This window comes from Filimonas zeae (assembly GCF_014641615.1).
GTDB classification, from domain to species: domain Bacteria; phylum Bacteroidota; class Bacteroidia; order Chitinophagales; family Chitinophagaceae; genus Filimonas; species Filimonas zeae.
The window spans coordinates 763,719-785,143 of the sequence record NZ_BMIB01000003.1; the positions used below are offsets into that span (position 1 = coordinate 763,719).

Sequence of the window (21,425 nt, forward strand, 5' to 3'; positions counted from 1 at the left end):
CCAACTCCCTTAACCCTGGTTGCAGGGTATTAATTAACTTTGCGGCTTCCCGTTATGAGCAGCACGAACAACACAGCCGGTTTACAGGTGTCGATTACAAACCGGCAGATTTTCAGCATTGCATTGCCTATAGCCGCCTCCATGGTGGTTCCGCAGATTAATTTTATTACCAATAATATTTTTCTGGGCGGGCTTGACCGGCAATCGCTGGCGGTAGCCGGTATTACCGGCGTATATTATCTCATGTTTGCTGTAGTGGGCGGCGGTTTAAACAATGGGTTGCAGGCACTGATTGCCCGCCGGGCAGGCGAAAATCGTCCGGAGGAAATTGGCGGGCTTTTTCAACAGGGTGTGCGTATTGCTATGGGGCTGGCGCTGGCAGGTATTATTATTACCTACCTGGTGGCTCCTTTTATATTGCGGATGACGCTTCATAATCAGGAACATGTGGATATGGCAGTGCGGTTTCTTTACATCCGCATATGGGGGCTTCCCTTCCTGTATATTTATCAGATGCGCAACGCGCTGCTGGTGGGTATTAACCAAAGCAGGTTTCTGGTAATAGGTACGCTGGCCGAAACACTGATTAATATCTTTCTTGATTATGGGCTTATTTACGGGCATTGGGGTTTACCAGCATTGGGGTTTGACGGAGCTGCTTACGCCAGCGTGGCCGCAGAAGCAGGTGGTTTGGTGGTAATTTTTGCAGTAATGAGAAACAATGGCATTATCCGGAAACTGCAGTTGTTTCAGAAAAAGCCGTTTTCAAAGGCGGTAAACTCGTTGATTTTACAACAATCAGCCCCGCTTATTCTGCAATATGCCCTGAGTATTGCTGCCTGGGAGTTTTTTTATATACTGATTGAGCATCATGGCGAGCGTGACCTGGCCATTTCCAACGCCATGCGTAATATATTCGGGTTGTTTGGCTGTGTTACCTGGTCGCTTGCTGCTACCAGTAATGCCATGGTCAGCAATATTATTGGTCAGGGGCTTCAGAACCGTGTTATTGAGCTGGTGTGGAAAATAGCGCGCCTGAGTATCAGTTTTGCCGTTATCATTTTTATTCTGCTGAATCTGATGCCGGGTTTGTTGTTAAAAGTATATGGGCAGGGGCCTGATTTTATTGCGGCAGCCATACCTGTAGTACGTGTGGTATCGGCCGCTATGATATTGCAGAGCATTGCTACCGTATGGCTTAACTCGGTGGTAGGTACCGGCAACAGTAAAATGAACCTGTTTTCTGAATCGCTGGCTATCATAGTATATGTAACGTACGTATATATTGTGCTGGAAAAGATGCAGTTGTCTATTGTGTGGGGTTGGGCGAGTGAATGTGTGTACTGGATTACCATTTTTACGCCTTCGTTCTGGTATATGATGAGCGGAAAATGGAAACATAAACGCATTTAGCACGTTTTTGTACTTTTTTTCCCGGGTATAATACAATTATTTTGAATATTTTATCCCTATTTTTGGGGAATGGAAAACGTATGTGTGATAACTGATTTCGAAGAAATAACCGCTACCCGTCGCTTTGACAAGGTAGAAACACCAGCCGCATTAGAGGGCTACAGCGTATACGTTGGTGGCAATTTTATCTTTATTAAAAATGCCCGGCAAATGACAGTACGCTTTCATCTTCCCAATTTCGGTTCTAAAATTACTGCAGAAGGTCTGCAGAACTGGATTGAGCGTATTAAGCGTTTGTATCCCAATTTTTAATAATTTACCTGCTTAATGCAGCGTATATGATGAATCGCCTGGTATCGATAACGGTGATATGGTTTGCCATTGACTTTTATTTTCTACAGGCGATCCTTACAGCTACAGCCGGTTTTGGCAGTCTTACCCAGCAATGTATAGTTGCAGCGTACTGGCTGGCAGATGCGGCTATTGTGCTTTCTATTCTGTATGGCGCCCTCTCCCCCCGTATCGATTTCAGCGCTTCCCAGAAAGTAAAATGGCTGGTGGGGCTGGTTATTCTTTCCATTGTACCCAAACTGCTGGCGCTGCCGGTGTTACTGGTGGAAGATATTACGCGCATTATACGCGCGCTGGTAAACTGGCTGCATCATGCCCCGCAAGCCGTACCCCGTAACAAAGAAGTAAGTGAGGTGGCTATAGGCCTGGCGGTTATACCGTTTTTCGCTATTATTTATGGCATGTGGCGCGGTAAATACCGTTATCAGGTACATAATATTACACTTTCGTTTAATGATCTCCCTGAGGCTTTTAATGGCTTTACCATTACCCATCTTTCCGATATTCATTCCGGCAGCCTGGTGAATACCAAACGTGTTGCACAGGGTATTGCGCTGGCCAATAAGCAGCAGAGCAATATAATTGTATTTACGGGCGATCTGGTAAACAACAAATCTTCCGAGATGATGCCCTGGATAAGCACGTTTGCTGCGCTGCAGGCCAGCGGGGGCAAATATTCTGTGCTGGGCAACCATGATTATGGCGATTACATACGCTGGAACACGCCCGGCGAAAAAGCAGCGAATCTGGAGCAGCTGAAGCAGATACACCAGCAAATGGGCTTTCGCCTGCTGATGAATGAACATATTACGCTGGAAAAGAATGGCCAAACGCTTACTGTGGCCGGCGTTGAAAACTGGGGTAAGGGGGGCTTTGTAAAACATGGCGACCTGCGGAAGGCAATGAACGGCGTTGCTGGTGATGCGTTTACGGTACTCCTCTCTCACGACCCCTCGCACTGGCAGCACGAAGTAATAACATGGCCGCAGCCCATACAACTTACTTTGAGCGGGCATACCCATGGAATGCAGTTTGGTATCGAAATTTTTGGCTTTAAATGGAGCCCTATTAAATACATGTATAAACAATGGGCAGGTGCTTACCATAACAAAGAACAGGTGCTGTATGTAAACCGGGGCTTCGGATTTTTAGGTTTTCCCGGGCGGGTAGGTATTCATCCGGAAATTACAGTTATAACATTGCGTAAAACAAGATAAAAAAAACAGATGTGATTTTTTTAGCTTGTTTCAAAAAATTACTAACTTGCTGTAGTTAGTAAACCCAACTAAATCGATTGCCATGCCAGAAAATCTGCAAACAGGTTCTTCAAAGAACGTACGTATTAACATCCATCAATCTAAAGACTTAAACTATTGGACCAGTAAGTTTGGTGTTTCTGTAATCAACTTAAAAATTGCAGTAAGCGAATCAACCGGTAAAGCGGAAGATGTGGAGCAGTGGCTGAAAAGGCATAAGTATATTGCTTAAAGCATTTGAATCCTCTATAAAACCTGGCCGTTGCTATTACCATCCTTAAAGGATGGTTTTTTATGCCCTGGAGTATACTTTTCAGCACTTTATGCATTTTAAGCCCCGGAATAGCTTTTAATTCAGCTTGTTTTTAATGTCGGAAATATAAACTGCCTGGGGCATTTCACAATAAGGGTCGCTAAAGTGGTAACCTTCTGTATACAGGCGGTTGGCTTCCTTAAAGTACTGCGAAGCCTTTTCCTGGTTATGCATACCCTGCCAGGCCAGCCCTTTGTAATAAGCTGTTTCCATATAGTTGTTACAGCGTTTTTCCTGCAGGTCAAGATCTTCCAGAGCGCTATTGTAGTCGCCGGTTTGTATTTTTAAAACCGCCCGGTATAAATAACCGAACATATCCGTCTGGTGGTAGCCGTATTTTACAACTACCGTATCCAATGCCAGGTTAAAATAGTTCAGTGCTTCGGCGTAATTGCCTAGTTGTTGTTGGCAAAGCGCCGCCATGGTATACACATTCCAATAACCATCACCCGAACGGGGTAAAATGTATTTAGGTAAGGTATCTACATTTTGCAGGTCTTGCAGTGCACCTTCGTAATCTCTTACAAACTTAAATCTGCACCAGCCGCGGATAATAAGGTAGGTGGACGGGTTTAGCGCTACTGCTTTGTCAATATATTTTCGCCAGGTATAAAAGTCGCCCCGTTTCAGATAAGGCACGCCCAGTTCCCGCCATGCGTAGGAAAAATCAGGGCATATGCGTATAGCGCTGTCCATGTACAGTTGGCTTTTAAAAGAGCCCTGCGCAAAACTATCTGCCCGGTTATACAATTCACAGGCTTTTTTATGCGCGCTATCGGTGAAAGCGAGGCAGTTTATCTGCGTGTAGCCCGTGTTTATACAGGCGTAAAGTGCCAGGCATAGAAGTATGCTACGTATACTCATGGGGCTATGCTTATAATTTTTCCTTTTCTTAAGTGGAAGGTGATGTACTGATAGCTGTCATACGGCGTGCCGCGCAATTTTGCCGGCTCCCAGCCGCTGATGGTTTCCACCAGTTGGTGAAGTGCATCTGCCAGTGCTTTTTTAAACGTAATGGGCTGGTAAGCACTATCTAATTGAAATAAACGAAAGCAGCCCGTTTCGCCCTTGCAGTTAATAATAAAACGCACTGTAATATATCCGCTCTGATCTTCCCATTCCGGTCGGGTATTAAAGCCTTCCAGTAAATAGTTATTGATTTCTTTTTTATGATCCAGGTAGTAAGAACGTGTGTTATAGTATTCCAGTACGCGTAAGGTATCACAAATTTTAAATTCAGGATCGTCCCTTGCGCTGTCGTAATGTAGTTCGCCTACCTGGCGGGTGAAGGTTTGCTGGGCGTTTACCTTTAAGGAGAATGTTACAAGCAGCAGAATCAGCGGTAATGTGTAATTCATATAGGGTTTAGTTATAACAAAATCAAAGTGATTATAATATTAATCCGATGGTTAGTGTTGAACAGCAGTTTGCATGGTCTGCAGTGTCAGCGCAACATTTTGTTTAAATACATTAAACAATTCCACCTGTTCTTTACCAGCAGTGGTACTGTCTATTGGGCCGGGAAGGTTTATAACGTAAGATTGTTTGCTTTCTATTGCAATATCTTTATCATTTACCTCCATAATCGGCTTTTTATAAGTATATCTTATCTCCTCTGCATTTACGGTGTTATTAATAAATACATAATTAATTTTACTACGCCCGGTTTCACCATACACTGTCCATCTGGCTTCCTTAATTTTTCCCTGGTGGTAATCGGCAATGGCTTCGCTGCCTTCTGAGCTAATACCCTCAATTAAATAAGTAATAGTAGTGTCATGATAGGTAACTATAATGCTTTTATTAAGGCTATCCTGTGCAGTAACTGCGGGAGTAACCAAATGTATGGTATCTGCTGGCTGCTGCGTAGAGGTGTTATTGCAAGACACCAGTATTATAGCATTGATACCCGACAGGCAGATACTTAGGTTTTTAATAAACAGTTGCATGGTGTGTTGGTTTGTGCGGGCTGGTTAATATATACCCGCACAGCAGGTTGAAGATAACGTTTTTACACCAACACTTCACTCAGTTGTTCTACGGGTGCCATGCAGGTGTAACAACTGTAATCCGCGGGCAATTGCTCAAAAGGGGTATGTGCTGCTATGCCCTGCTGCGGATCGCCGGTTTGGGGGTCGTAAATGGTGGTGCAGCAGTTGCATTGGTATACTACCCGCCGGTTCACTTCCTGTATAGAAGGCGGTGTTTCAACAGCCGCTTCCGGTAGGTGCTGACGGCTGGCCGCCTGCTCGTAAAACAGCTTACTGATGGATACCAGATAAGGCCCCAGATGGTCTTTGGCTACTGCTTCGCGGAAGAGTATATAGTTGCCGGCATTGGGGTTAAAATCTTCCGAGTAATAAATGTCATAGCGTACCTGCGATTTCAGGCTCATTCTTGTCTGCCCTTCCTTTTGGCGTATAAGCACAGAGCCATAGGCGGGCGTTGCATTTTTTATCAGTACGCCAAAGCACAGGCCGTAGGTGCGTACATCTTCTTTATCAAAATAACGTATTACGTGGCGCTTTACTACCAGGGCATCTTCATTACCATCTTCCACCCACCAGTTTAATTCGTTGGCTGCATGGCGTACGTTTATGCGGTAGCGGCCCAGAATGCTATCCCACTGAGGACGTTGCGCGGGCTGAATGTTTTTAATAATGATAGATTTCCAGGGCGTGGCATGCAGTTCGCCAATACGGCTGTTGAGGCACAGGCGTGCTATTTCCTGTAAAAAAGGTACGGGAAACAGTTCATCCCGCCGGTAAATGCCCAGCCAGTAATGGCTGCCGTACCGGTTAAAGCCTTCGTAATAAGGCAGGTGAAAGGCAGGTGTAACTGGTGTGGTTTGGGCTGGTTGTGCAATGTATTCCAGTTGCTTCCGCAGTTTCTGGTACAGGCCTGCCCCGTCCCGTGCCGCCATCAGTGCCTGATTAGCAGGTTTCTGGCTTTGCTGCTCCAGCGCTATGGTAACAGTGGCCAGGTCGTTGGTGTATACCAGTTCGGGCCAGTGGTATAGCATGTCTGTGCCAGGAAAGCGCAGGTATAAATGCCAGTAATGCGTTTCCGCAGCGGCTATCCAGTTAATATGGCCGGTATACAGCGGTACAAAACTCTGGCCGGGGTTGCAGATGTTTACCTTAGACCGGCGTACAGATGGTGCCAGCAGGGCTAGCACGTCTTTATACACGCCCTCTGTTACCCAGGTGTCTTCACAAAAAATATCGGTTGATACGTAAGAACTGAAAATGTTGGGCGACAATTGTTTTTGCGGGGCAGCTTCTATGTGTTGCTTTTTACAATCCTGCAGAAAAGCTTTTACAGCGCTTACCGGTACTTCAATACACAGCTGTTGCCGCAGGTTAAACGAAACATCGGTTATTTGATATGCTTCGGTAATGTCCAGTATATTCAGCAGATAACCGGGCGATACAATGCCGCCGTTAAAATTCATTACTATGGTCTGATGTCGTTTTATCATGCCGTTACCGGTTGCATTTCGCGTGAAAGAATGGCTGCCACTTCACTGCGGCAGCTGCCGCATCCCATGCCTGCGCCAGTGGCCTGGCACAGGGCTTTCAGTTCCTGATGGCCTTCCTGTATTTTCTGGCAAATGTTACCTTCGCCTACATTGCCGCACGAGCAGATGAGTTTGCCCAGTACAGGTTCTGCTTTTTTACCGGAGCGTAGTAATTGCATGCGTTTATCACTTAATTCAATCTTCTGCTGTATCAGGTCGCGGAACTCCAGAAACTCACTCCGATCGCCTATCAGTATAGCGCCGATAAGCCGGTCATTGTGTATTACACATTTTTTATAATAGCGTTTGGCTTTATCTATAAACACCACCTCTTCATACGCAGGATCGTTAGGGGCTTCTACGGTGCCTAGCGAGCAAATATCGGCTCCGTGCAGTTTTAGAATATTCATAAACAAACTGCCTTCGTAATAGCGGGATATATCGCCATTCAGGTAACCGGCCAGTATTTCTGCCTGCTGTTCCGCGGCAGCGGTTATACCATACAGGGTGCCATTAAACTCTGCTATTTCACCAATGGCAAATATATTTTCATCATTGGTTTGCAGGTACTGATTTACCACTACTCCCCTTTTGCATTCCAGCCCGGCTGCCTTGGCCAGTTCAATATTAGGTACAGTGCCTATTGATAGTAACACGGCCTGACAATCCACGGTGCGGCCGCTTTTCAGCTTAATGCCTGTTAAACGGGTGGTACCCATAAAACGCTCTATCTCGTCGTTATACCATACTTCTATATTCCGCTCAGCCAGTTCCTGGTGCAGCAGGGTGCTACCCAGTGTATCCAGTTGCCTGTCCATCAGGCGCGATGAGCGTTGCAGCACTGCGACTTCTATACCTATCTCTGTCAGCGATGCTGCCATTTCAATACCCAGCAGTCCCCCGCCTACGATAAGTACCTTACCCTTTGCCGGTTGCAGGTGGCGTATAAAGGCTTCTGCATCGTCGCGGCTGCGCATGGTAAAAATGCCTTTTAGCGTTGGGGTATCGCGCAGTAGCGCAGGGCTGCTGCCGGTAGCTATCAACAATACATCGTAATGGTGGGTTTGGCCCCGGCTGTCTGTAATGGTTTTTGTTTCCCGGTCTATGGCAGCTATGCTTATACCGCGGTGCAACTGTATGTCCAACAGAGTTTCCTCTTCATCCGTCATTTTTACCAGCTGTTGCCACTGCTGGGTGCCGCTTACATAATCGGGCAGCATTACGCGGTTGTAGAACGGCTGATTTTCGCGGCTGAATACGGTAATGCGGTCGTTGGTGTTCAGTTGCCGGTAAGCGCGGGCAAAAGCATGCGCCCCTGCCCCTGCGCCTACCACAATAATATGCTGATAAGGCTTGTGATAGCGGGTTACCTGTACGGCGGAGAATTTAAAGTCGGGCTGTTTGGATATGGGATCAAGCAGCGTATGAGTAAGGTTGTTGGCCCTGCTGAGATCGTTGCCAAACAGCTTGCCCCAGTGCATGGGTAAAAATACCAGCCCTTTCTTAACGCTGTCTGTTATTTTCACTTTTACCTGTACGCTACCCAGGCGGTTGGTAATCTCCACTACATCGTCCATCTGTATATCCCGCTCTGCTGCATCGTGCGGATGCATTTCCAGAAAGGGGCTGCTGATGTGTTGTTTCAGTTTGTTTACCTTACCGGTTTTACTCATCGTATGCCAGTGATCGCGTATACGGCCGGTGGTAAGCACCAGCGGGTAATCGGGCGTTACGGGTTCAGATACATTGTCATCACCAAATGCATGAATACGGGCACGGCCCGAAGGCGTATAAAATTGCTGATCGGTAAACAGTCTTTTGGTGCCGGTGGCTGCGCCCTCTTCTGTATAAGGCCACTGAATGGTGCGGTGGTGGCGTATGGTGTCATAAGTAAGTGGGGTAATATCTATATGGGTACCTGCCGTAAGCCGGGCATGCTCACGATATATCTCTTCCATATTCTTATAATCAAAGCCGTGGTAGCCCATCTTCTGTGCAAAACGGCAGAGTATTTCTGCATCCGGTAACGCTTCACCAGGTGGCGTGGTTAACCGGGGCAGGTAGCTGATGCGGCGTTCGGCGTTCGTCATGGTGCCCTCCTTTTCCGTCCACGCGGCGGCGGGCAGTACCACATCGGCGTAAGCCAGTGTTTCGGGTTTGTTCGATACTTCCTGCACTACCACAAAACGGGCGTTGCGTAATCCCTCCTCGGCCATCCTTACATCGGGCATACTCACCAGTGGGTTGGTGCCCATAATCCAGATGGCTTTGAGGGTGCCGTTGCGCAGGCCTTCAAACATTTGTGTGGCGGTAAGGCCGGGGTTTTCTTCTATAGTGGTGCCACCCCAGAATTCCTGCACCTCTTTGCGGTGCTGTGGGTTGCCAAGGTCGCGGTGGGCAGGCAGCAGATTGGCAAGGCCGCCCACTTCCCTGCCACCCATAGCATTGGGCTGGCCAGTAAGCGAAAAGGGGCCGCAGCCGGGTTTACCTATGGTACCGGTTATCAGGTGCAGATTTATCAGGCTCAGGTTTTTATGTACGCCAATGGCGCTTTGGTTCAGGCCCATTGTCCATAGGGTCATAAAGCGTTCTGAGCGGCCGATATATCCGGCGGCCTGTATCAGGTCTGCTTCTGCTATACCGCAGATCAGTGCTGCTTCCGCAACAGAACGTTGCATCACGGCTTTCTGGTATGCGTCAAAGCCTTCGGTATGGTCGCGTATAAAACTAAAATCTGTCATCCCCTGTTCCAGTAACAGCCTTCCTATGGCATGGTGCAGTACTATATCGGTTCCCGGTGTTACCTGCAGGTGTACCGTAGCCAGCGCGCATGTTTGGGTAACGCGTGGGTCGCTTACAATAATCACCAGATCGGGCCGGGCTGCTTTGGCAGCTTCAATACGGCGCCATAAAATAGGATGGCACCATGCAGGGTTGGCTCCGGCTATAAAAATGCAGTCGGTGAGTTCTATATCATCATAACAGCCCGGTACAATATCTTCGCCCAGTGCCAGTTTATATGCCGCCACTGCACTGCTCATACACAGGCGGGAATTGGTATCCAGGTTATTGCTGCCTATAAAACCTTTTATCAGCTTGTTTACTACATAATACTCTTCGGTAAGGCACTGGCCCGAAGCATAAAACGCCACTGCTTCAGGCCCGAACCGCTGTATAATGGCTGCAAACGCGGCAGCTGTTCTGTTCAGGGCTTCCTCCCAGGTAGCCCGCTGCCGGGGGCTGTATTTGTTATATCTTACTTCCGGGTACAACAGCCGGTCGCTGGTATCCATCACCGTATAGTGCAGGTTCATGCCTTTACTGCAAAGCATGCCTTTGTTAACGGGATGATCCTTGTCTCCTTCCACCCATATTTTCCCATTCTGCTGTTTATGCACCAGCACGCCGCAGCCTACGCCACAATAGCAACAGGTGGTTTTAAATGTTTCCGGCATAAGTGTTATTTATTCAGTAAGTGCCAGCGCGCGTTCTGCCGGCGTGTAGGTTTCGGTAACTTCTTTTCTCTTAAACCGGGTAATCAGTATAATCAGTGATACGGCAATTACGATATAACCAATATAGCTGAAGGCCTGTATATAGGTGATGGAACTGGATTTAAACAGAAACCCGAAGAACATACCGCCCAGGTTGCCTCCCGCACCCACAACGCCGCTCACCAGCCCTACGTTTTTAGGGTGCAGAAAGGGTACTATACCATAGGTAGCGCCATTGGCCATTTTCAAAAACAAGGCAAACAGCAGCATGCAGCTGATTGCCATTACAAAGCTGCCTGCCTGTGCAAAAAACAGCAGGCCAATACCTTCCAGTAATAGTACAAAAGCCAGCAGTAGTCCTTTTCCGCGCATACCAAAACGTACGCCCACTTTATCACTCATTACACCACCCAGTGCGCGGGCAAACAGGTTCATAAAGCCGAATATGCCGGCCCAGAAGCCTGCCCTTTCCTGCGGCAGCTGAAAGGTGTCGGTAAAATGCAGTGCGGCAACGTTGTCGAAGGTTATTTCCATACCAAAACACATGGCATAAGCCAGTACCAGTGCCCATATACGCCAGTCGGCCAGTACTTTCCAGTCGCTTTTATCTTTCTCCGGCTGGTAACCGGTCTCATCGTAGTTACCTGCAGGCGTGTCTTTGGTGTACTTCCAGTACAGCCAGGCCACTGCCAGCATCATTATGCCCGGCAGTATCATGGCATAACGCCATGCCTGTTTATCGGTATAGCCCATGCCTACAATGGTGGCAAATATCAGCGGCATCACCATATTGGTTACACCGCCCCCCAGGTTACCCCAGCCGCCCGCTACAGCGTTGGCGGTGCCTTTAATATTGGGTGCAAACATCATAGAGGTGTGAAACTGGGTAATTACAAACGAAGCACCTATTACGCCAATAGCCAGGCGAAACAGTAAAAAGGTAGCGTAATCGTGTGCCAGGCCTACCAGAAACACGGGTAGCGAGCCCACTATCAGCAGCCGCACGGCGGTTTTGCGGGGGCCCCAGGTATCGCAGAGTTTGCCTATTATAAGGCGGGCGACAATGGTAGACGAAACGGAAGCAATAATGATATTACCTATCTGGCTTTTGGTAAGCCCCAGATCGGCCCTTATGGCGGGCATTAACGGGGCCAGTCCAAACCAGCCGAAAAAGCATACAAAAAACATAAGCCAGGTAATATGAAACGAGCGCACCTGAACGCCTTTCATAGTAAACAGTGGCAAGGAACTAAGCGGTTTTGCATTGTTTGTACCAGACATAACAACATTTTTAATGGTGGTAAATGAGTAATGGTACACATGGCAGGCAATCTCAGGCAAAAACACACATAGCTACGCTTAACCAGGTGGCAGCCCGGCGGCTACAGCTGTAAGGGGGAGTTTCCCCGCACAGAATCTTTCTCTTCAGCAGTTTTCTTTCACGTTTTTCCAGTTTCCGGAAACCGGCAGTTTTTAATATTATAAATAAACCTATGTAATGTTTTGTACAGGTATTTGTGAATATTTAAAACTTTAATCGTGATTTATGTCATAAATATAGGATTGAATGTTTAATTTTCCAATACAAAGCATGATTTAGGTAATAAATTTTGTTGAAATAATTCTGATGCTGTTTTTAATTCTGATGTGTTAATAACTGCTTTACTATGGTAAGTGTTACAGCTGCAAAAAAAAATATTCAGGAACTGGCTGCCCCCGTGCCGTACGAAACAGTGCCTTTGTCGGAAGCATCCGGCCGGGTATTAGCCCTGCCTGTACATGCACCGGCAGATGTTCCGGGCTTCCATCAGAGCGCTATGGATGGTTATGCCTTTACCTGGCAGTGCTGGCAGCAGCTGCCGCTGGAGGTGCATGGTCGCATACCGGCAGGTTTTGCGGAACAGGAGCCATTATCCCCTCAATATGCCGTCCGCATATATACCGGTGCTGCGCTGCCCCCCGGCGCAGATACGGTGGTAATGCAGGAGAAAACGGTTTTGCACCAGGCCCGGCTTTTTATTCAGGATGAAAGGTTGGCACCCGGTGCCAACGTACGCCTCAGAGGCAGTGAGGTGGCCGCCGGCCAGCTGGCGTTGGAGGCAGGCAGCTACCTGCATTCCGGCTCTGTTGGTTTTCTGGCCAATATGGGCGTGTATGAAGTGCCGGTGCATCGCAAGGTGCGCGTTACACTTATTATTACAGGCAGCGAGCTGGTGCAGCCGGGCGCACCATTATTATACGGCCAGGTGTATGAAGCTAATTCCTGGAGCCTGCGGGCGGCCTTGCAGCATTTGCCTGTGCAGGTACAGCAGGTGTTGCACGTGCCAGACAATCTTCACCAGACTATACAGGCAATAAATACGGCTGTTATACAGAGCGATGTTGTTTTAATAACCGGTGGGGTAAGCACGGGCGATTATGATTATGTGGCAGAAGCACTTCATGCCTGCGGCACGCAGTTTTTGTTTCATAAAGTAAAACAAAAGCCCGGCAAGCCATTACTGTTTGCCCGTAGCGGCCAAACGCTGCTGTTTGGATTACCCGGCAACCCTGCGGCTGTGCTTACCTGTTTTTATGAGTATGTATGGCCTGCTATAGAGCAAATGGCAGGCCTGTGTAACACGCGCCTGCAACAGGTGCAGCGAAGACTTACAGCCCGGGTGGTTAAAAAGCCGGGCCTTACCTGTTTTATGAAAGCGATATGCAACACAGAAGAGGTAACGCCCTGTATGGCACAGGAATCGTATCGTCTTTCTTCTTTTCATACGGCCAATTGCCTCCTGGTACTGGAAGAAGATACAACAGCGTATTCGCCGGGCGATCTGGTAAAGGTGCATTTGTTGCCAGATCGTTTACCTTATTAATACACACCCGTTTGTTTTACAGGTTGTTTACCTAAATTGCCAATACTATGCGTTTAGTGTTTATTCTTTTTTTAACCGTTCTCTCCTGTCAGTCAGCAGCAGGGCAGCATTCCATTACTGTTTCAGACACTATCACTGTTACGGTGTCCGGTAAGCACGCAGGCATTATTACTGCGGCACAGCTGCAAAAATTATCTGCTGCTGCGCTGCCCGATGTAGTAATCCGTAACCATAACGGTGTGCCTAAAGATACTTTGCACGGACTTAAGGGTGTTCTGTTGAAAGATTTGCTGCGGTTGGATAGTCTCCTTACTTCCAGCCCAAAGTTATGGAGTACCTATTATCTTTCGTTTGTTGCTACAGACGGGTATACGGTGGTGTTCAGTTGGAACGAATTATTCAACTCCCCTGCCGGTGCCAATACCTGGCTGCTTACGGCTAAAAACGGAGTGGCATTGCCTCAGATGCACGACCATATTGCAGTATTATGCACCAGTGATGCCAATACCGGCAGGAGGTTTGTGAAAGGATTGCGTGAAATACGTGTGATTAGTGTTCAATAAAACAGTGAAAATGGCAATAGAAATAGTGGCATTTGGAAAAATAAGTGAAGTTACAGGAACAGGTCTGCAGGCCGAAGGGCCGGATACTACTGAAGCTTTGCAGCAATGGCTGCACAACCGGTATCCTGCATTGCAGCAGATGCGTTATTGTATAGCCGTAAACCAGCAAATAGTTAACAGCCATATACCACTGCCGGATGGTGCGCAGGTAGCGCTCCTTCCTCCCTTTTCCGGCGGATAATTAACGACACAAAACATATGAAAAAGAACATTTTTGTACAGGGGCCAATAGATGCTGCCTTTATCGCCCGTTCCATTGAGCAGCACAGCAGCAAAACCGGTATTGGTGCCCATAACATTTTTCTGGGCCAGGTACGGGCCGATCAGGTGGGCGATACTACAGTAAGCGCCATTGAATATACTACTTATGAGGAAATGGCTTATAGCCGTATGCATGCCATACGGGAGCAATTGTTTGAAAAACACAATCTCACCTGCCTGCATGTATACCATAGCCTTGGTAAAGTAGCAGCTGGTGAAATCTGTTTATTTGTATTTGCTTCCGCCCCGCACCGACAGGCTGCTACAGATGCCTGCGGCGAAATGGTGGAAGAAATTAAAAATACGCTGCCTGTATGGGGGCGTGAAATATTCTGTAACGGCGAAAGCCAGTGGAAAGTGAATCAGCCTGCATGATCAGTATCACCCATAAAAATTATAGCCTTCGTAAAGCAATAGCTACGGCTACTGTGCGGGTATCCCGTCCGGAAACCATTCAGGCCATCAGACACAAACAAATACCGAAAGGTGATGTACTGGAGTTTGCCCGCGCAGCAGCCTTGTTTGCTGTTAAAAAAACGAGTGATGTAATACCGGATTGTCACCCCCTGCCAGTGGAGTTTACAGCGGTGAGGTATGAGTTGGGAGTAACTGAGATTGTAATACAAGCCGAGGTGCATACTATTTACCGTACCGGCGTGGAAGTGGAAGCCATGCATGGAGCTACCATAGCAGCATTAACCTTATACGACATGCTGAAGCCGGTAGATCCTGATATCGAAATCAGCAGTGTAAAATTATTGTCTAAAGAAGGTGGGAAATCTGGTCGTAGACAGTCTGCTGCAGGTATTAGTTGTGCTGTAGTAGTATGTTCAGATAGCGTGTCTGCGCAAACCAAAGAAGATACTGCCGGCAAAGCGGTTATTGAGCAGCTGGAACAGCACGCGCTGACCGTTGGTTTTTATGGCATTATTCCCGATGAACCGGATACCATACAGCGTACGGCATTACAGCTGAGTAACGATGGTTACCGGCTGGTGTTGTTTACCGGCGGTACGGGACTTTCTCCCAGGGATGTAACGCCTGATGCTATAAGGCCGTTGCTTACGCGTGAGGTGCCGGGGCTGATGGAAACTGCCCGCGCTTACGGGCAGGAAAGAACCCCTTATGCCATGATGAGCCGGGGCGTAGCTGGTTTTTTGAATGATACGCTGATTATTACGTTGCCTGGCTCTACCCGGGGCGCGGTGGAAACCATGCAGGCGCTGTTTCCGCAGGTACTGCATCTGTTTAAGGTAGCCAGAGGATTTCATCACGATCAAAGCTGACAAGGTATGATGAAGGGATTGGTGTTGTGTGGCGGACAAAGCAGTCGTATGGGACACGACAAAGGCCTGAAAACGCTGGCGGGCCATAGCTGGGCGCAACATGCCTCCCGGCTGTTACATACGGTAACTTGCTCTGTTTTGTATGCAGTGAATGCCAGTCAGATGGCGGAATACTCTTTACAGCAAAAAGCGGGTTTAACGGCAGAGGCAGGCAATCTTTTAATGGATAATGATGTGTTGCCTGTTTACGGCCCTCTGAAAGGTATATTAAGTGCTCATCTCGCTTTTCCTGATGCAGATTGGCTGGTGATGGCCTGTGATATGATATTAATGCAAACGGAAGCCTTGCAATACCTGTGTACTCAGGCAGCTTTATATACTGCTGCAACGGCTGTTGTGTATGGTAATCAGCAACAGGCGCAACCGTTATGTGGTATCTATACCTCCAAAGGGCTTGGCATATTATTACAGCAGGTGCAAAACGGAGGGCTAAAAAAAAGCAGCATGCACCAGGCGCTGGCGATGCTGCATACAGAATATATTGCTATTCCGGAGCATTTACACAGCTGTTTTATCAACTGTAATACTCCGGAAGATGTGGTTGCTATTGCTGCGATGGTATCAGTACAATCTTGAAAGTGATGTTACCAGTGGGCCTGCCTGGTGTAACAGACGGGTCGGTACTCTGATAAGAAATAGTCAGATATCCCGGCTGATAAAAATACGTGTAGCTATAGCCTTCGTACACCTGCGGCAAAGCATCGTAGGTATTCTGGCCAAACATTGCAGAAACCACTACCCCATCGTTTTCAAATACCACATCGTTAATTTCCGGCATCTGAATTACAGCGTTATAGGTTCTGTCTCCCGAATTGTATTCCCATTGGTTAGGCGTAACAGTAGTAACTACGGTATAATTAGGCACATTTTCAGTATAATACTCTTTTTTGCAGCTGGTAGCAAAAAGCATCACAAACAGCAGTGACAGCATAGATAGTTTAGTCATACAAATGGTTTATTGTATCAGAAATGCAAAACATATGCTAGAAATTTCCGGGGCATGAACTTGCATTTTATTTAACAAATAGCGGTGAACCTCAATATATAAGGCTATAGAATTGCTATATTAGCCGCTGTAAAGCGCCCAATGCACTATGAAATACCGGTTCCGTTTCCAAAATACCCATGGGTTTAAGTATTTATGGCTGGCTGCATTATCCCCTGTACTGACAGGAGTACTCGTAAGCACCCTCAACATCCGTGACAGTTTAGTGGTACTGTGTATAGTACTGGTTCCCCTGGTACCGGCTTTTTACCTGTTTGCCCGCAAAAGCCGGGCGCGCGATGAAATTACGGTAGATGACGAAGGAATTACTTCTGACTGGTTTGGAAGAATCAATTACGCGTCCATCGAAAAGGCCGAAGGCGGCAGCTGGAAGCGTACCCCACCCTCTTTGCAGTTAAAGCTGCGTAATGGCCACAAAGTAACCTGGCTGCTTTCCTGGAGCGGGAGTGTGTTTAATTCACGGGAAGATGCGGCTGTATTCAGCTTGTTTACCGAAGTGCTTACCGGTAAAATGAATAAAAAGGAAGTGTTACAGGGCTATCCTTCTAAAAACGACGTGCCTTATAGCGCGGCGGCAGCCCAGGTAGAACAGGCTGTAATAAAAAACCGGAAAGGCCAGAGCTGGTTTTTTCCGGTAAGTCTGGTCTTTGCTATACTGGCGCTGGTGCGTACCTGTGGTAAAGACTGGTTTCTCCGTAAAGACCCTGACTTTGCTGCTGTAGCGCAGTATCAAAAGCAGGAGCTGCAATCTAATCTGGCTAAAGTAAAAGAGATAATGGCAGAAAAGATGGCGCATTATGGCCCTGTGTATCTATATACGAACGATACTGCTGCCAGGTTAGAGTTGCTGCCTGATATAGAACTGGCTGAAATGACACCACAACTTTCCCTGTTTCAGAATGGCATGATGAACGAAAGCCTTAGAAAGTTTATTAAGCATCCTGATGATTATGATGTAATTACTATGTTGGTTGCCGGTAACGGGGATGCAAAGCCCATGCAGAAAAGCATATTTAACAAGAAAGACAGTATCAGCCGGTATCTTCACTTTCGCATATTTGTACCGCAAAACGGTTATCCCCCAACTGCACGTAAAACTATTTCAGCGGGGCGGGATACTGCTCAAAAGCCTGACCTGCAGTTTGCTACTGCCATACCGCTATATGATACTGTAAAGCTGTCTGAAGCTATTGACAATGCACTGCCCAATACCCATATGCTGTTGGCACAACTGCGGTTTAATACCGGCTGCAAAGTGTACATTACCGGCAGTGCGCATGATAGTATTCCGGAAACAGTGTTCCGCAAAGTAATGGCGATATTGGATGAGCAACGCAAACAAGTAAAGGCAGATAGTATACCTTTTGTTTTTAAAACCTGGCACCACGGCATATTGCAATAATAATCAGGTGTTTTCATTATACTAAACTATTTTATTATATTTGGAAACTTTATATAACCTGATGCACTATGATTCGCTTTGCCCAACTGCCACTGACTGCTGATATAACATCCATACAACAGGAGGTGCAGCAACTTACTCATACCTGGATACCCCATCTTAACACCTATCATTATACCGGAAACTGGAATGTTACTTCACTACGTTCGCCCGGTGGCATTACCGATAATAGTGTGCCGGATATCATGCAGGATAACCAGCAGTACAACGATACGCCGTTGATGGCGCAGTGTCCGGGTATAAAGGCATTTACCGCCTCTTTGCAATGCGATATTATGTCAGTTCGGTTGCTGAACCTGCAAAGTGGTGCTGTTATTAAACCGCACCGGGATTTTGAGTTGTGTTTTGAAAAAGGTGAAGCCAGGCTGCATGTGCCTGTATTTACCAATGCACAGGTGCGCTTTTTATGTGAAGATGATCTGGTGCCTATGCAGGAGGGGCAATGCTGGTACCTCAATGCAAACATTACACACAGTGTTGCCAACCATGGTGTTACGGATCGCATTCACCTCGTAATTGACTGCGTGGTGAACGATTGGGTAAAAGCACTTTTTGCACGTTCAGATAAGAACGAAGCGCCGGATTTGCAGGATGTGGCTACGAAACTGGCTATGATAGCAGCATTAAAAACACATAATACAGATACTGCCAAAGCTATGATTGCTTCGCTGGAAGCACAGTTGCAGGCGCAATAATAATTTTATTTTCCTTTATGCATATTACACCCGATATAGCACTCAGCAGCTGGCTGCCTTATAAGTTACGCGAACAGGAAACTGCACATTGGATGTACACGGGAACGGAGCCTTATACCGAACCGTTTTTTGATGAAACGATTCACAAGTGCAGATCACTCCCGGAAAACAGTAAGCTTAAACGCAGTGTAAGTTCCTGCGACATTCTGCCGGAATGGAGCCTGCCCAATACATTACAGCCTTCTGCTATTATATTTCACGTATCCCGCTGTGGCTCTACCCTGCTGTCGCAATTGCTGGGCATTGATAAACGTCATGTGGTGTTGTCTGAAGTGCCGTTTTTTGATGAGTTGCTGCGGGCAAAATATGCAGGTACAGGCAAGGATTTGTCTGCACTTTTACCACATGCCATTTCTTTTTACGGGCAAAAGCGGGTGGGTAATGAAACGCGGCTGTTTATTAAGTCTGATAGCTGGCATCTGTTCTTTTATGAACAATGGAGGGCGCTCTATCCTGGCATCCCTTTCATTCTTTTGTACAGGCGCCCCGATGAAGTTATTTTTTCGCAGGAGAAAAAAAGGGGTATGCATGCGGTACCAGGTGTTATTGAAAAAGAGGTGTTTACACTGGGTAACCTGCCGGAAGACTTTCATCTCAATCCCAATGGTTATATGGCGGCAGTGCTGGAGCAGTATTATACTAAAATGAAGCAGATTCATTTGTCAGACAGCAATGCTTATCTCATTAATTACAATGAAGGGCTGGCAACAGTAGCAGAAAAAGTATATACACTTACACATACTTCATTGCAGCAGGCTGACAGGCAGGCTTTTCAGGAGCGTTGCGTCTATGATGCCAAAGAGCCCGAAAAAAACTTTCAGGGGTTGGCTCCGGATGAAAGTAAAATTGCACCTTATATGGAAAAAGCGTTTCAGTTATATCAGGCGCTGGAGCTGTTGCGGGTGCCGCAGTAGCAGTTGTTGTTTTATAAAGGCGGTAAGCTGTTCTGCGGCTGTATGTGCAGTAAGCCGCGATGTATCCAGCATCAGATCCGGGGCAGAAGGTGCTTCGTAAGTGTCGTTGATGCCTGTAAGGTTAGAAATGCTGCCTGGGGTATTCTGTGCCTGTAAGGCACGTTTGTAAAGCCCCTTAGTGTCCCGCTCTATTAATACCGGTATGGGGCATTGAATAAATACGGTTCTGGCGTTATACCTATTGGTCATTTCTTCCCGCACCTGTTGGTAAGGATTTATGGCTGCAATAATGGCAACAGCGCCTTTTCTGCAAAGGGCATCCGCTACCCTTCCCAGTCTTCTTATATTTTCACAGCGGTCTTCCTTCGAAAAACCCAGATCGGCACACAGTGTTTTCCGGTATTCGTCTCCATCCACTACACTTACCTCAATGCCTTCCTGCTGTAACAGTTGTTTTACCCTGTTTGCCAGTGTAGATTTTCCGGCGCCTGACAATCCTGTCATCTGAATCAATAACATATATGCATATTGTTGTTGTGTAACACCGGCAATAATAGAATATTTATTTATGATTTGACCTTAAATAATTGCAGTTATAAACGGAATTGTTTTAGATTTGGAAACTGTAGAAAATTGATTGCCATGCGTTAGTTTACCGTACTATTTAAAACACTGTACAGCATACATTCCGTGTCCCCAGTAATGTTGTTGTACATAAAATGTTAACTGTCGTTAAGTAAAACAACACCTACATATTATGACAAGCGTTTCATTGGGGCTGCTGCTGCCAACATCTTCTATATTGCCCATAAGTAAAGATGTTGAGCGTGGCATTAAAGAAGGTTTTGCCCAAAACACCAGCAATATTACCCTCAGCATTGTAAAAGAATTTATTGGTCAGGGTGGCGTTAAGCAAACGGAAGAAGCTGTTAGTCGTTTCTTTAACTATCACGATGTAGATGTGGTGTCCGGCGTGGTATCACAGAAGGTGGCAGATGAGGTGGCGGAGCAGTTTAAGAAAAAGAAAATGCCATTCATTGTAAATGATCTGGGTGCCCACATTCCACGTGTAGAACATTTAAACGAATATACTTATATTAATTCCTTACATCTCTGGCAGCATGCCTGGGCTATCGGCAAATGGGGTGTGGAAACCTTTGGTAAAAAAGGGATGTATGTAAGTGCGGTGTACGATTCAGGCTATTCATTTTCTCAGATGTTTCATGAGGGAATGGTTGCGGCTGATGCCAATGCTGACTGGTCGTTTTCTGTTTGCCCGATGCCTCCTGCGGGGCAATTGTCCGATGTGTCGGTGGTATTTCCCTTTATGGAGCAGTATCAGCCTGATTTTATTTTTGCTACTTTTTGCGGCGCAGAAACTACTTTGTTTCTGAAAGAATGTATTGCCAGGGGCTGGCATAAAAGAACTGCTATTATAGGACTGCCTTTTCTTATGGAACCCCTGGAAGCTCTTCCGGAAGATATTACCTTATACTCCAGTATAGCATCGTTGAATGATGATATGATAGCCCCTGTACGTTCCTTTTATCAGCTGGGTTATGAAACGGGCGCGGTACTCGCAAAAGCGGCTGCGGCCGGCGGAGATCTGAACAGGCAGCTTGCACAACATTTTACCGGTTTACGTAAAGGTGATAGCGAAGAAACGCTGGCCGCTGATTCTTCTTACGAAATAGTAATGCTTCGCAGTACTATCAAAGCGGGAACGCAGGAAAAAGAGGTTGCGGTGGTTGATACGTTGCCTTCATTTGTTATGGAATACCAACAGATGCAATCATTGGTAAGTGAAATAAACTTCGGTTGGACCAACCCTTATCTCTGCGTATAAT

General features: G+C 46.8%; 22 protein-coding genes. 14 read left to right on the top strand and 8 right to left on the bottom strand.

Features of this window, described 5'->3' with window-relative positions:
- Positions 1–54: 54 nt before the first annotated feature.
- From IEY13_RS16310 to IEY13_RS16325, 4 genes are all read left to right on the top strand, one after another.
- Positions 55–1,413, top strand: a complete 1,359-nt coding sequence (locus tag IEY13_RS16310) for an MATE family efflux transporter (protein ID WP_188953998.1) — start codon at positions 55–57, stop codon at positions 1,411–1,413.
- A gap of 84 nt (positions 1,414–1,497) precedes the next feature.
- Entirely contained in the window at positions 1,498–1,725 is a 228-nt protein-coding gene (locus IEY13_RS16315) for a hypothetical protein (protein ID WP_188954000.1), read from the top strand.
- 26 nt (positions 1,726–1,751) lie between these two features.
- The gene (locus IEY13_RS16320; RefSeq protein ID WP_188954002.1) at positions 1,752–2,981 is read left to right on the top strand and encodes a metallophosphoesterase; all 1,230 of its coding nucleotides are present in this window, start codon (positions 1,752–1,754) and stop codon (positions 2,979–2,981) included.
- Positions 2,982–3,063: 82 nt separating this feature from the next.
- Positions 3,064–3,252 carry a DUF3606 domain-containing protein gene (locus IEY13_RS16325; RefSeq protein ID WP_188954004.1) on the top strand — a complete coding sequence of 63 codons (189 nt, stop codon included), beginning with the start codon at positions 3,064–3,066 and terminating at the stop codon, positions 3,250–3,252.
- Positions 3,253–3,369: 117 nt separating this feature from the next.
- Here IEY13_RS16325 and IEY13_RS16330 read toward each other — a convergent pair whose 3' ends face one another.
- The 6 genes from IEY13_RS16330 to IEY13_RS16355 all read right to left on the bottom strand — a co-directional run bounded on the left by IEY13_RS16330 (position 3,370) and on the right by IEY13_RS16355 (position 11,628).
- Positions 3,370–4,197 (bottom strand): tetratricopeptide repeat protein, encoded by an 828-nt coding sequence (locus IEY13_RS16330; RefSeq protein WP_188954006.1) that lies wholly within the window; start codon positions 4,195–4,197, stop codon positions 3,370–3,372.
- Positions 4,194–4,691, bottom strand: a complete 498-nt coding sequence (locus tag IEY13_RS16335) for a hypothetical protein (RefSeq protein ID WP_188954008.1) — start codon at positions 4,689–4,691, stop codon at positions 4,194–4,196. The genes IEY13_RS16330 and IEY13_RS16335 overlap by 4 nt, the downstream gene beginning before the upstream one ends.
- A 51-nt stretch (positions 4,692–4,742) precedes the next feature.
- On the bottom strand, positions 4,743–5,282 hold the full coding sequence (locus IEY13_RS16340) for a hypothetical protein (RefSeq protein ID WP_188954010.1): 540 nt from the start codon (positions 5,280–5,282) through the stop codon (positions 4,743–4,745).
- A gap of 62 nt (positions 5,283–5,344) precedes the next feature.
- Positions 5,345–6,814, bottom strand: coding sequence for a rubredoxin (locus IEY13_RS16345; protein ID WP_188954012.1), 1,470 nt, complete (start codon positions 6,812–6,814; stop codon positions 5,345–5,347).
- Complete coding sequence (locus IEY13_RS16350; RefSeq protein WP_188954014.1) at positions 6,811–10,308, bottom strand: nitrate reductase; 3,498 nt, start codon at positions 10,306–10,308, stop codon at positions 6,811–6,813. The genes IEY13_RS16345 and IEY13_RS16350 overlap by 4 nt, the downstream gene beginning before the upstream one ends.
- 9 nt (positions 10,309–10,317) lie before the next feature.
- Positions 10,318–11,628, bottom strand: a complete 1,311-nt coding sequence (locus IEY13_RS16355; protein ID WP_188954015.1) for a NarK family nitrate/nitrite MFS transporter — start codon at positions 11,626–11,628, stop codon at positions 10,318–10,320.
- Positions 11,629–12,014: 386 nt separating this feature from the next.
- Here IEY13_RS16355 and IEY13_RS16360 point away from each other — a divergent pair, with 386 nt between their 5' ends.
- The 6 genes from IEY13_RS16360 to mobA are packed head-to-tail and all read left to right on the top strand — an operon-like array spanning position 12,015 to position 16,017.
- On the top strand, positions 12,015–13,211 hold the full coding sequence (locus IEY13_RS16360; protein ID WP_188954018.1) for a molybdopterin molybdotransferase MoeA: 1,197 nt from the start codon (positions 12,015–12,017) through the stop codon (positions 13,209–13,211).
- A gap of 47 nt (positions 13,212–13,258) precedes the next feature.
- Entirely contained in the window at positions 13,259–13,774 is a 516-nt protein-coding gene (locus IEY13_RS16365; RefSeq protein WP_188954020.1) for a molybdopterin-binding protein, read from the top strand.
- A gap of 10 nt (positions 13,775–13,784) precedes the next feature.
- Positions 13,785–14,015 (top strand): MoaD/ThiS family protein, encoded by a 231-nt coding sequence (locus tag IEY13_RS16370; protein ID WP_188954021.1) that lies wholly within the window; start codon positions 13,785–13,787, stop codon positions 14,013–14,015.
- Positions 14,016–14,032: 17 nt separating this feature from the next.
- On the top strand, positions 14,033–14,470 hold the full coding sequence (locus IEY13_RS16375; protein ID WP_188954023.1) for a molybdenum cofactor biosynthesis protein MoaE: 438 nt from the start codon (positions 14,033–14,035) through the stop codon (positions 14,468–14,470).
- Positions 14,467–15,381, top strand: coding sequence for a bifunctional molybdenum cofactor biosynthesis protein MoaC/MoaB (gene moaCB / locus IEY13_RS16380; protein WP_188954025.1), 915 nt, complete (start codon positions 14,467–14,469; stop codon positions 15,379–15,381). Before IEY13_RS16375 ends, moaCB begins: the two co-directional genes overlap by 4 nt.
- Positions 15,382–15,387: 6 nt before the next feature.
- Positions 15,388–16,017 (top strand): molybdenum cofactor guanylyltransferase, encoded by a 630-nt coding sequence (gene mobA / locus IEY13_RS16385; protein WP_188954027.1) that lies wholly within the window; start codon positions 15,388–15,390, stop codon positions 16,015–16,017.
- Here the strand turns inward: mobA and IEY13_RS16390 are convergent.
- Positions 15,986–16,387: a hypothetical protein gene (locus IEY13_RS16390; RefSeq protein WP_188954029.1), complete on the bottom strand. Its 402-nt coding sequence runs from the start codon at positions 16,385–16,387 to the stop codon at positions 15,986–15,988. The two genes, mobA and IEY13_RS16390, sit on opposite strands and share 32 nt — an antisense overlap.
- A gap of 148 nt (positions 16,388–16,535) precedes the next feature.
- Here IEY13_RS16390 and IEY13_RS16395 point away from each other — a divergent pair, with 148 nt between their 5' ends.
- The 3 genes from IEY13_RS16395 to IEY13_RS16405 all read left to right on the top strand — a co-directional run bounded on the left by IEY13_RS16395 (position 16,536) and on the right by IEY13_RS16405 (position 19,578).
- Positions 16,536–17,849, top strand: coding sequence for a hypothetical protein (locus IEY13_RS16395; RefSeq protein ID WP_188954031.1), 1,314 nt, complete (start codon positions 16,536–16,538; stop codon positions 17,847–17,849).
- A gap of 68 nt (positions 17,850–17,917) precedes the next feature.
- Entirely contained in the window at positions 17,918–18,604 is a 687-nt protein-coding gene (locus tag IEY13_RS16400; RefSeq protein WP_188954033.1) for an aspartyl/asparaginyl beta-hydroxylase domain-containing protein, read from the top strand.
- Between the two features lie 17 nt (positions 18,605–18,621).
- Positions 18,622–19,578, top strand: coding sequence for a sulfotransferase family protein (locus IEY13_RS16405; RefSeq protein ID WP_188954035.1), 957 nt, complete (start codon positions 18,622–18,624; stop codon positions 19,576–19,578).
- On the opposite strand, the gene cysC is transcribed toward IEY13_RS16405, so the two are convergent.
- Complete coding sequence (cysC, locus tag IEY13_RS16410; protein ID WP_188954037.1) at positions 19,540–20,097, bottom strand: adenylyl-sulfate kinase; 558 nt, start codon at positions 20,095–20,097, stop codon at positions 19,540–19,542. The two genes, IEY13_RS16405 and cysC, sit on opposite strands and share 39 nt — an antisense overlap.
- Before the next feature lie 238 nt (positions 20,098–20,335).
- On the opposite strand from cysC, the gene IEY13_RS16415 reads away from it, so the two are divergent.
- Positions 20,336–21,424 carry an ABC transporter substrate-binding protein gene (locus IEY13_RS16415; RefSeq protein ID WP_188954039.1) on the top strand — a complete coding sequence of 363 codons (1,089 nt, stop codon included), beginning with the start codon at positions 20,336–20,338 and terminating at the stop codon, positions 21,422–21,424.
- Position 21,425: the final 1 nt, after the last annotated feature.